Here is a 12054-nt window from a genome sequence, read left to right as displayed (position 1 = left end):
GCCGCGGGAGGCTACACGGTGTCGAGCGCAGCCGAGCAGGAGGCAGTACAGGATCCGGATCAGGTGGCCGCCGTCCGCGCGGAGGTCGCGGAGACCCACCGCACCGAGCGCGCCGATGCCCTGCGGGCCGGGGCTCCGGCGCCCGCCGTGTGGCCCGGGGCGCCGATGCCGCTGGGGGCCCGCTTCCGGGTCGGCCCCGACGGGGTGGCGGGGACGAACTTCGCGCTGTGGGCGGGCGGGGCCGAGGCGGTCGAGGTGTGTCTGTTCGACGGGCGGGGCGTCGAGACGCGCTGTCCGCTGACCGAGCTGACCCATGAGATCTGGCACGGCTTCGTGCCGGGGGTGCGGCCCGGTCAGCGCTACGGCTACCGGGTGCACGGCCGCTGGGACCCGTGGACGGGTGCCCGCTGGAACGCGGCCAAGCTGCTGCTGGACCCGTACGCCCGTGCCGTCGACGGGACCTTCAGCCTGCCGCCCGAGGTCTACGGGCATGTCCGGGACTGGCCCCAGCAGCATGTCGCGGACACCGTGCGCGACGACCGGGACTCGGCTCCGTACGTCCCCAAGGGTGTGGTCGTCCACGATGACGACGACTGGGTGGAGGACCGCCGCCCGAAGACCCCGTGGGCCGACTCGGTCATCTACGAGCTGCACGTACGCGGCTTCACCAAGCGCCACCCGGACATCCCGCCCGAGCTCCGCGGCACCTACGCCGGGCTCGCGCACCCGGCCGCGATCGAGCATCTGACCCGGCTCGGCGTGACGGCGGTGGAGCTGCTGCCGGTGCACCAGTTCGCCCACGAGGACCATCTGCTGCGGCGCGGGCTGCACAACTACTGGGGCTACAACTCCATCGGCTACTTCGCCCCGCACGCCGACTACTCCGCCTCCGGCACAGCCGGTCAGCAGGTCGGCGAGTTCAAGCGGATGGTGCGCGCCCTGCACAGTGCCGGGATCGAGGTGATCCTCGACGTCGTCTACAACCACACCGCGGAGGCCGGCGAGCTCGGCCCGATGCTGTCGCTGCGCGGCATCGACAACCGCGGCTACTACCGCCTCCAGAACGATCCGCGCCGCTACGCCGACTACACCGGCTGCGGCAACACCCTCCACGTCGTGCAGCCGCAGGTGCTGCGGCTCATCACCGACTCGCTGCGCTACTGGGTCACCGAGATGGGCGTGGACGGCTTCCGCTTCGACCTGGCGGCGGCGCTGGCCCGCTCGATGCACGACGTCGACATGCTCTCCCCCTTCCTCGCGGTGATCGCCCAGGACCCGGTACTGCGCCGGGTCAAGCTGATCGCCGAGCCGTGGGACGTCGGCAACGGCGGCTACCAGGTGGGCGCCTTCCCGCCCCTGTGGACCGAGTGGAACGACCGCTACCGCGACGCCGTACGGGACTTCTGGCGCGGTGCGCTCCCCGACGTACGGGACATCGGCTACCGGCTGACGGGCTCCAGCGACCTGTACGCCTGGGGCGGCCGCCGCCCGTACGCCTCGGTCAACTTCGTCACCGCGCACGACGGCTTCACCCTGCGCGACCTGGTCAGCTACGAGCACAAGCACAACGAGGCCAACGGCGAGGGCAACCGGGACGGGACGAACGACAACCGGGCGTGGAACTGCGGGGCCGAGGGCGAGAGCGACGATCCGGAGATCAACGCGCTGCGCCGCCGCCAGCTCCGCAACCTGCTGACCACTCTGCTGCTGTCCACCGGGGTGCCGATGCTCACGGCGGGTGACGAGATGGGCCGGACGCAGGGCGGCAACAACAACGCCTACTGCCAGGACAACGAGACCGGCTGGCTGGACTGGTCGCTGCTCGATCAGCCGGAGTGGCGGGAGCTGACCGCCCTGACGGCCCGGGTGCTGAAGCTGCGCCAGACCCATCCGGTGCTGCGGCGGCGGGCGTTCTTCTCCGGGCGGGCGCAGGCCCCGGACGGGCTGCGGGACCTGGCGTGGTTCGCGCGGGACGGCCGGGAGATGACGGAGGGCGACTGGTACGCCCCCGCCGCCACGCTCGGGCTCTACCTCTCGGGCCGGGACATCCCCGGACGGGACGCGCGCGGGGAGCCGGTCACCGACGACAGCTTCCTGGCGGTGCTGCACGCGGGCGCGGAGCCGACACCCTTCGCACTGCCGGGAGCGCCGTGGGCCGACCGCTACGAACTGGTGCTGGACACCTCGCGGGAGGAGCAGGCGGAGTCCCCGGGCACGGTCCTGAACGGCGGTACGGAGCTGAGCGTCCCGGCCCGTTCGGTGCTGCTGCTGCGGGTGACGGGGTGACCGGAAGGCGGAGTCAGCCGAGGATGCCCCGGCCGTAGCCGACGGCGAAGGCCGCGGGTTCGGCCGCGGGGGTGCGTGGCTTCGATGATCGCCGTGCCCTTGAGGGTTCCGGCGGGCGGGGGCGGGCGGTATCCGCCGTCGCGCTCGATGTGACATCAGTCGATCGGTTGACCTGGGGTACGGCCCCTGTGAGCGCCCCCTGTGAGCGCCGGGACCGGAAAAGCACAGGACCGATGTCAGTGGTGAAACGTAGTGTCGGCCCTGATGCCCGAAAAGCCTGCAGAGCACACGGAACGGTCCGCCGTGCGCTCCCTCCTGCGCCTGTGGCCCTATGTCCGACCCGTGCGGGTACGCCTGTTCACCGCCGCTTTCGTGGCGATCCTGGCGTCCTGTCTGGGGCTGGTGATCCCGCTGGTCCTGAAGTGGATGGTGGACGGTCCGGTGGCCGACCGCGATCCGGGCGGGGTGTGGCTGGGGGCGCTGTATCTGCTGCTGCTCGGTATCGCGGAGGCGCTGCTGTTCGGGTTCCGGCGGTGGCTCGTGGCGCGTCCGCTGGCCGCGGTCGAGGCGTCGATGCGGGCGGATCTCTTCCGGCATCTGCAACGGCTGCCGGTCGCCTTCCACGACCGCTGGGCCTCGGGGCAGTTGCTGTCGCGCGGGACCACGGACCTGATGCTGCTGCGGATGTTCCTGGCGTTCCCGCTGACCTTCCTGCTCGTCAACGCGACGACGATCCTGGTCGGCTTCGTCCTGCTGTTCGCCCAGGACTGGACGCTGGGCCTGGTGCTGCTGGCGCCCGCCGTACCGCTGATGATCCTGTGCTCGCTGTTCGAGACGAAGTACTCGGTGGTCGCGCGCCGCGCCCAGGACCAGGTCGGCGACCTCACCACGGTCGTCGAGGAGAGCGTGCTCGGCATCCGCATCGTCAAGGGCTTCGGCCGCCATCGCAGCCAGGCGCGCGCGTTCCGGGCGCTGTCGCATCGGCTGCGCACCACGGAGCTGGGCAAGGCGCGGCTGCTCGCCGGGATCTGGGCGCTGATCACCGCCATCCCGGAGCTGGCGATCGGGGCGGCGCTGGTGCTCGGCACGATCCAGGTGGCGGACGGCTCGCTGTCGGCGGGCACGCTGGTGGCGTTCCTCTCGACGGCGCTCGCGCTGCGCTGGCCGGTGGAGTCGATCGGCTTCCTGCTGGCGATGAGCCAGGAGTCGGCGACCGCGACGGACCGGTACTTCGAGGTGATGGACGTGGCGGAGGAGCCCGGGGCCGTCGCCGCCCGGGACGACGCGCGACCGACCGCCCCCGGGCTGGTCTTCGAGGGCGTCGAGTTCCGCTACCCGGACGCGGATCCCGAATCCCCGCCCGTGCTCGCCCGGATCGACCTCCAGGTGCGGCCCGGCGAGACGATGGCCCTGGTGGGCGGTACGGGCTCCGGCAAGACGACCCTCACCGCGCTGGTGCCCCGGCTGTACGAGGTGACCGGCGGGCGGATCACGCTGGACGGCGAGGACATCGCCACGATGGAACGCTCGCGGCTGCGGGAGCTGGTGTCGGTGGCCTTCGAGGAGCCGACGCTGTTCTCCGCCACGGTCGGCGAGAACGTCCGGATGGGTGCGGCCGGCGCGGACGAGGAGCAGGTGCGCCGGGCGCTCTCGGTGGCGCAGGCGGACTTCGTGCACGACCTGCCGCTGGGCCTGGACACGGAGGTCGGCGAGCAGGGCCTGAGCCTCTCCGGCGGCCAGCGCCAGCGCCTCGCCCTGGCCCGCGCGGTGGTCGGCGAGCCGCGTTTCCTGGTCCTGGACGACCCGCTCTCCGCGCTGGACGTGCACACGGAGACGCTGGTGGAGGCGGCGCTGCGGCGAGTCCTGGAGCGGACGACCGCGGTGGTCGTGGCGCACCGCCCGTCCACGGTGATGCTGGCGGACCGGGTGGCGCTGCTGTCCGGGGGCCGGATAGCCGCGGTCGGCACCCATCAGGAGCTGCTGCGCGGCAACGCGGAGTACGCCTGGCTGATGTCGGGCGCGGAACCGGGCGGCGCGGGGGATGCGGCGGGCCGGGGCGAGGACACCCGGGCCGCCGGTGCGGCCCGGGCCCGGCGTCCGCGCGGGCCCGCGCCTGGTCAGCGTGCCCCCGCAGAACCGGGGAGCGCCCCCGCCCAGCAGGTTCCCGCCGAGGAGGGCAGTGCCCGATGACGACGACCACCGACGACGCTTCGCTCCCCGCGGCCGAGGACGGCCCGCCGAAGAGCCCGGCCGCGCCCGTACGGCAGCGCGCCGACGACGCGTTCGACCAGGACGACCTGCCCTCGCCGCCCGGTGCGACCCGGTCGCTGCTGTTCTCGCTGCTGGCCCCGATGCGCGGCCGGGTCGCGGTGGCGGCTCTGCTGCTGGTGGTCCAGCAGGCGGCGATGCAGGCGGGCCCGCTGCTGGTGGCGTACGCGATCGACAGCGGGGTTCCGGCGTTCCGGGACCACGACTACGGTCCGCTGGTCGCGGTCGCGGTCGGCTACGCGCTCTGCTCGGTGGGCGCGGGCGTGCTCCAGTACGGCTTCATCCGGGCCGCCGCCCGGATCAACCAGGACGTGCTGCTCGATCTGCGCGGCCGGATCTTCCGGCACGCGCAGGCGCTGAGCGTCGACTTCCACGAGCGCTACACCTCGGGCCGGATCATCTCGCGCTCCACCACGGACGTGGAGTCGCTGCGGGAGCTGCTGAGCGAGGGCCTCCAGGAACTGATCGGCGTGGTCCTCTCGTTCGTGTCGATCACAGTGGTGCTGCTCTGGCTGGACCTGGGGACCGGCGCGATCGCCGCGCTCTCCTTCGTACCGCTGTATCTGATGGTCCGGTTGTACCGGCGGCGGGCGTCCGTCGCGTTCGCGGCGCGGTCGACGGCGATCGCGGCGGTGATCGTGAAGTTCGCGGAGACGATGAACGGCATCCGCCCGGTCCAGGCGTTCCGCCGTGAGCGGAGCAACGACACCGCGTTCACGGCGCTGAACACCCGCCACGAGCGGGCGAACGGCGACGCGATCCTGGAGCTGGCCCGCTATGTCGTGGGCTCCCGGCTGATCGCGAACACCGCGGTGGCGGGCATGGTGCTGTGGGGCGCCTACCGGGTGGCCGAGGGGACGCTGGCGCTCGGGGTGCTGGCGGCGGCCGTGCTGTATCTGCGCCGGCTGTACGACCCGATCGACCGGCTCGGGATGTTCCTCAACTCCTACGAGTCGGCGGCCGCTTCGCTGACGAAGATCGCCGGTCTGCTGGCCCAGACTCCGACGGTCCCCGAGGCGGGCGACCCGAAGGAGCTGCCGCCCCGATCCGGCGAACACCCGGGCCGTGACGTGACGTTCGACCGGGTGCGGTTCGCCTACCGTACGGGCGGCGAGGTGCTGCCCGCCTTCGACCTGCACATCCCGGCGGGCCGTACGGTGGCGGTCGTCGGCTCCACCGGCGCGGGCAAGTCGACGCTCGCCAAGCTGCTGGCCCGCTTCTACGACCCTACCGAGGGCCGGGTCCTGCTCGACGGCGTGGACCTGCGTGACCTGGACACGGCGGGGCTGCGCCGGGGTGTGGTCATGGTGACGCAGGAGGCGTTCCTGTTCTCCGGGACGGTCGCGGAGAACATCGCGATCGGCCGACCGGACGCCACCCGCGAGGAGATCGAGCACGCCGCGAGGGCGATCGGCGCGCACGACTTCATCGCCGCCCTGCCCGACGGCTACGACACCGACGTACGCAAGCGGGGCGGGCGGATCTCGGCGGGCCAGCGGCAGTTGGTGGCCTTCGCCCGCGCCCTGCTGGCGAACCCGGCGGTACTGATCCTGGACGAGGCGACCAGCTCCCTGGACATTCCCGGCGAGCGGGCGGTGCAGCGGGCCATGGACACGGTGCTGCACGGCCGCACGGCGGTGGTGATCGCCCACCGGCTCTCCACGGTGGAGATCGCGGACCGGGTGCTGGTGATGGAGCACGGCCGGATCGTGGAGGACGGCACTCCCGCCGAACTGATCGGCGGTACGGGGCGGTTCGCGGGTCTGCACCGGACGTGGCGGGACAGCCTGGTCTGACCTGACCTGACCTGACCTGAATCGACCTGACTCGACCGGATACCGGCTCGGCGCCGCCGACTGCGGTACCACGCCTGGGGCAGTGACGTGCCGGGGGGGGCTTCGCGGTGCTGCCGTCGGCCCGGCGCGCCGCCGGGCCGCCCGTCGGCCCGCAGCGGGCGACCGCCGCCGCGCACCCGTCGGACGCGACCGCCCGAGACGACGGCGAACGGGGAGCGGGCCCCGTGCCACCCCTGATGGACCCTCGGATTCCGGCGGCGGGATCTGGCCAGAACACGCCTTCGTCTCACCAGGTGGTCCACACCGCCCCGCCCACCCGGCGCCCGGCAGTGCTCTTCACGCACGAAACCTGTGACCACCCTGTGAGTACTGGCTTGTTGGACGTCCGGTAACACTGTGGCAATGATCAGCGAAACGTCCGCTTAACGAACATGACCTTCTCGGCAACGAACGAGAATCGGCCAAGTTTTTGACGCGCCCCTGACACGCATGGGTATCTGCTGACACTCTTCACCCCGTTCTGCGCACCGCCTGCACCGCCCGGACGGCTCGTCCAGCGCCGCCGGTACCCCCCTCGCAGAAGGAGTCCGCGTGAGATCCACGCCCAGCCGTCGCGCCACCGCGACCGGCGCTCTGATAGCCGCAGCAGCCCTGATAGCCGTCGCCGTCCCGTCCGGAGTCGCCTCCGCGGGCCCCGCCTCGGCCCCCGCCGGCGGGATCACCGCGGGCACGAAGGCCGATCCGGCCGCCCTGCCCGTCAAGCTGTCCCCCGCCCAGCGCGCCGAGCTCCTCAGTGAGGCCAACGGCACCAAGGCGGCCACCGCCAAGGAACTCGGCCTCGGGCCCACCGAGAAGCTCGTGGTCCGCGATGTCGTCCAGGACCGGGACGGCACCACGCACACCCGCTACGAGCGCACCCTCGGCGGGCTCCCCGTCCTCGGCGGCGACCTCGTGGTGAAGGAGTCCGCGGCCGGGGCGACCGAGGGCGTCAGCAAGGCGTCGAACGCGACCTCCGCGCAGCTGAAGGCCGTCGGCCTCGCCGCCGACGTGGCCCCGGCCACCGCGGAGAAGCAGGCGCTCGGCGCGGCGAAGGCCGAGGGCTCCAAGGCGACGGAGGCGGAGAAGGCGCCGCGCAAGGTGGTCTGGCTGGGCGGCGGCTCCCCGAAGCTCGCGTACGAGACCGTGGTCGGCGGACTCCAGCACGACGGCACCCCGAACGAGCTCCACGTGATCACCGACGCCGCCTCCGGCGAGAAGCTCTACGAGTGGCAGGCCGTCCACAACGGCACCGGCAACACCCAGTACAGCGGCCAGGTGACGCTGGGCACGGCGCCCTCGTACACCCTGACCGACACCACGCGCGGCAACCACAAGACGTACAACCTCAACCGGGGCAGCTCCGGCACCGGGACCCTGTTCTCCGGGCCGGACGACGTCTGGGGCGACGGCACCCCGCAGAACGCCGAGACCGCGGGCGCCGACGCCCACTACGGGGCCGCGCTCACCTGGGACTACTTCAAGAACGTGCACGGCCGCAGCGGCATCCGGGGCGACGGCGTCGGCGCGTACTCCCGCGTCCACTACGGCAACAACTACGTCAACGCCTTCTGGCAGGACAGCTGCTTCTGCATGACGTACGGCGACGGCGACGGCAACGCCAAACCGCTGACCTCCATCGACGTGGCCGCCCACGAGATGACCCACGGCCTCACCTCGAACACGGCGGGCCTCCGCTACAGCGGTGAGTCCGGCGGCCTCAACGAGGCGACGTCCGACATCTTCGCCGCCGCCGTCGAGTTCCACGCGAACAACTCCGAGGACCAGGGCGACTACCTGGTCGGCGAGAAGATCGACATCCGCGGCAACGGCACCCCGCTGCGCTACATGGACAAGCCGAGCCGGGACGGCAACTCCAAGGACTACTGGTACTCCGGCATCGGCAACGTCGACGTGCACTACTCGTCGGGCCCGGCCAACCACTGGTACTACCTGCTCTCCGAGGGCAGCGGCGCCAAGACGATCAACGGTGTCAGCTACGACTCCCCGACCTCCGACGGGCTGCCGGTCACCGGCATCGGCCGGGACAAGGCGTCGCTGATCTGGTTCAAGGCGCTCACCACCAAGTTCACCTCGACCACGAACTACGCCGCCGCCCGCACCGGCACGCTCGCGGTCGCCAGTGAGCTGTACGGGGCCACCAGCCCCGAGTACGCGGCCGTGGCGCACGCCTGGGCCGGCATCAACGTGGGCGACCGCCCCGGCGGCGGCGACCCCGACCCGGGCGACAAGGTCTTCGAGAACGACACCGTCGTGAACATCCCGGACGCGGGCGCGGCCGTCACCAGCTCGGTCAACGTCACCGGCATCGCGGGCAACGCCCCGAGCGACCTCAAGGTCGGCGTGAACATCAGCCACACCTGGCGCGGTGACCTGGTCATCGACCTGGTGGCCCCGGACGGCGGCACCTTCCGCCTGAAGAACACCTCCTCCGGCGACTCCGCGGACAACGTGGTGGAGACCTACACGGTCAACGCCTCGTCCAAGGTGGCCAACGGGGAGTGGAAGCTGAGGGTCCAGGACCGCGCCCGGTACGACATCGGTCGGATCAACAGCTTCAAGCTCACCTTCTGATCGGTACTCCGATCCGGCGGACGGCCCAACGACCGAACGACCGAACGGCCCGGGAGGGGTTCCCCTCTCCCGGGCCGTTCGCCGTACCGCGTCGCTCAGCGCATCAGCACGCCCGCGCCCTCACCCGTCGCCTCGGTCGGCAGCGCGACCAGGCCCAGTTCGGCGCCCGAGGCCAGCAGTCCGTGGGCGGGCAGGACGCGCACGGTGTAGCCGTACGGTCCCGTCCGCTCCAGGGTGAGCGGGCCCTCGTACAGCCAGCGGTCCTCCAGGTCGTGGCCGCCCGCCGGCTTCAGCGGGAAGGTCTGGGCGTCCGCGATGGCATCGCCGGAGTCGACCCGGCCCGCGACCACCTGCACCTCGACGTCGTCCGGGTCCAGACCGCCGAGCGCGACCCGCACCCGCAGCGACAGGGTGGCGCCGAGCTCCGCCGAGCCGCCTGCTGCGGTGCCCGTGACCGACTCCACATGGTCGACGGAGACTTCCGGCCAGGCCGCCCGGACCCGGGACTTCCACTGGGCGAGGCCCCGCGCGGCCTCGGGCGTCAGGGCCCGCCGGGACCGCGCGGCCGGGGTGTAGAGCCGCTCCACGTACTCCCGCACCATGCGCCCCGCGAGCACCTTCGGGCCCAGGCTGACCAGAGTGGAGCGGACCATCTCGATCCACCGGTCGGGCAGCCCCGCCGCCCCCCGGTCGTAGAAGCGCGGGGCGACCCGGTCCTCGATCAGGGAGTAGAGGGCGTTCGACTCCAGCTCGTCGCGGCGGTCCTCGTCGACCGCGGAGCCGTCGGCGGTGGGGATCTCCCAGCCGAAGTCCGGGTCGAACCACTCGTCCCACCAGCCGTCCCGCACCGACAGGTTGAGGCATCCGTTGAGCGCCGCCTTCATGCCGCTCGTACCGCACGCCTCCAGGGGGCGCAGCGGGTTGTTGAGCCAGACGTCGCAGCCCGGATAGAGCTTCTGCGCCATGCCCATGCCGTAGTCCGGCAGGAAGACGATGCGGTGGCGCACCCGCGGGTCGTCCGCGAACCGCACCAGCTCCTGCACCAGCCGCTTGCCGCCGTCGTCGGCCGGGTGGGCCTTGCCCGCGACGACGATCTGGATCGGGTGCGTGGGGTGCAGCAGCAGCTCGCGCAGCCGGTCGCGGTCGCGGAGCATCAGCGTGAGCCGCTTGTACGAGGGGACGCGGCGGGCGAAGCCGATGGTCAGGACGTCCGGGTCGAGGACACCGTCGATCCAGCCCAGTTCGGCGGTGCCCGCGCCGCGCCTGCGCCAGGAGGCGTAGAGGCGGCGGCGGACCTCGGTGACCAGCTGGCCGCGCAGGTCCCGGCGCAGGTCCCAGATCTCCTGGTCGCCGATGCCGGTCACCGCCTCCCAGCGGCGCGGGGTGCCGCTCCCCGAGGAAGCCTCGTCGGCCACCGGTCCGCCCGCCAGCACCTGGTGGGCGCGGCCCTCGCCGACCTGGCCCGCGCCGAGCCGGAACACCTCGGGGGCCACCCAGGTCGGGGCGTGCACCCCGTTGGTGACGGAGGTGATGGGGACCTCGGCGGAGTCGAAGCCCGGCCAGAGCCCGGAGAACATCTCCCGGCTGACGGCCCCGTGGAGGGTGGAGACCCCGTTGGCACGCTGGGCGAGCCGGAGGCCCATCACTGCCATGTTGAACAGCTCGGGCTCGCCGCCGGGGTAGGTCTCGGTGCCGAGCCGGAGGATCTTCTCGACGGGTACGCCGGGCAGTTCGCCGTCGTCGCCGAAGTGGCGGGCGACGAGCTGCCGGTCGAAACGGTCTATCCCGGCGGGCACCGGGGTGTGCGTGGTGAAGACGGTCCCGGCCCGGACCACTTCGAGGGCGGCCTCGAAGTCGTGCCCGTTGGCGGACAGTTCGCGGATGCGCTCCAGGCCGAGGAAGCCTGCGTGGCCCTCGTTGGTGTGGAAGACCTCCGGCTCCGGGGTGCCGGTGAGGCGGCACCAGGTGCGCACGGCGCGCACCCCGCCGATGCCGAGCAGCATCTCCTGGAGGAGGCGGTGGTCGCTGCCGCCGCCGTAGAGCCGGTCGGTGACGTCGCGTTCGCCGGGGGCGTTCTCCTCGACGTCGGAGTCGAGCAGGAGCAGCGGAACGCGGCCGACGCGGGCCAGCCAGACGCACGCGTGCAGCGAGCGTCCGCCGGGCAGGGCGAGCACCACCCTGGCGGGAGCGCCGTCGGCCTCGCGGACCAGGTCGAGGGGGAGTTCGTTGGGGTCGAGGACGGGATAGTGCTCCTGCTGCCAGCCCTCGCGCGAGAGGGTCTGGCGGAAGTAGCCGTGGCGGTAGAGCAGCCCGACGCCGATGAGCGGGACACCGAGGTCGCTGGCGGCCTTGAGGTGGTCGCCGGCCAGGATGCCGAGGCCGCCGCTGTACTGGGGCAGCGCCGCGGTGACGCCGAACTCGGGTGAGAAGTAGGCGATTGCGGACGGGAGTTCGGCTCCGGCGGCCTGCTGTTCCTGATACCAGCGGGGGCCTTCCAGATACTCCGCGAGGTCGGCGGAGGCCGCGGCGAGGCGGCCGAGGTACTCCTCGTCCCGGGCCAGTTCGGTGAGCCGCCCGGCGGACAGCGAGCCGAGCAGGCGTACGGGGTCGGCGTCCGCGGGCCGCCAGCCCTCGGGGTCGGCGGACCGGAAGAGCTCACGGGTCTCGGTGTGCCAGGACCAGCGCAGGTTGCGCGCGAGGTCGTGGAGGGGTCGGAGGGGTTCGGGGAGGACAGGACGCACGGTGAATCGACGAATGGCCTTCACGTACTCCACCTTTACAGGGGACTTGCGCATCCGAGGGGACGCACGACGGTGTGCGCCCTTCCGTCACCCTCGACGGTAGCGGCCGTCCGCGGGCCGCGACCACGGCGCGCGGACGGCTCACAGGGTCCGGGGCCGACCGCTGCGCACCTCCCCACAGGCGCCCCACGAACCTCGCCCACCGTCCCCCGCCACACCCGTTCACCTGGGGGTTTGGCCGATTTCACCCCCGTACGCAGCCTTGTGGACCTCTGAGCCACAGGGAAAGCTGCCGTGTGGCGCCGCAGATCGGGTATCCGGAACCTGTGGGG

Annotated in this window: 5 protein-coding genes; 4 read left to right on the top strand and 1 reads right to left on the bottom strand. The window is 72.3% G+C overall.

The features are described 5' to 3' along the window. Positions 1-18 precede the first annotated feature (18 nt). From glgX to RI138_RS24280, 4 genes are all read left to right on the top strand, one after another. Positions 19-2286, top strand: coding sequence for a glycogen debranching protein GlgX (gene glgX / locus RI138_RS24295; RefSeq protein ID WP_311121609.1), 2268 nt, complete (start codon positions 19-21; stop codon positions 2284-2286). A 264-nt stretch (positions 2287-2550) separates the two neighbouring features. After that, positions 2551-4476: an ABC transporter ATP-binding protein gene (locus RI138_RS24290; protein ID WP_311121608.1), complete on the top strand. Its 1926-nt coding sequence runs from the start codon at positions 2551-2553 to the stop codon at positions 4474-4476. Continuing rightward, positions 4473-6350 carry an ABC transporter ATP-binding protein gene (locus RI138_RS24285; RefSeq protein WP_311121607.1) on the top strand — a complete coding sequence of 626 codons (1878 nt, stop codon included), beginning with the start codon at positions 4473-4475 and terminating at the stop codon, positions 6348-6350. Before RI138_RS24290 ends, RI138_RS24285 begins: the two co-directional genes overlap by 4 nt. A 591-nt stretch (positions 6351-6941) precedes the next feature. Then, entirely contained in the window at positions 6942-8981 is a 2040-nt protein-coding gene (locus RI138_RS24280; RefSeq protein ID WP_311121606.1) for a M4 family metallopeptidase, read from the top strand. Between the two features lie 95 nt (positions 8982-9076). Here the strand turns inward: RI138_RS24280 and glgP are convergent, their stop codons facing one another. Continuing rightward, positions 9077-11746, bottom strand: coding sequence for an alpha-glucan family phosphorylase (gene glgP, locus RI138_RS24275; protein WP_311121605.1), 2670 nt, complete (start codon positions 11744-11746; stop codon positions 9077-9079). Positions 11747-12054 lie beyond the last annotated feature (308 nt).

The organism is Streptomyces durocortorensis (assembly GCF_031760065.1).
Taxonomy (GTDB): Bacteria; Actinomycetota; Actinomycetes; order Streptomycetales; family Streptomycetaceae; genus Streptomyces.
This window is presented reverse-complemented; position numbering and strand designations above follow the sequence as displayed.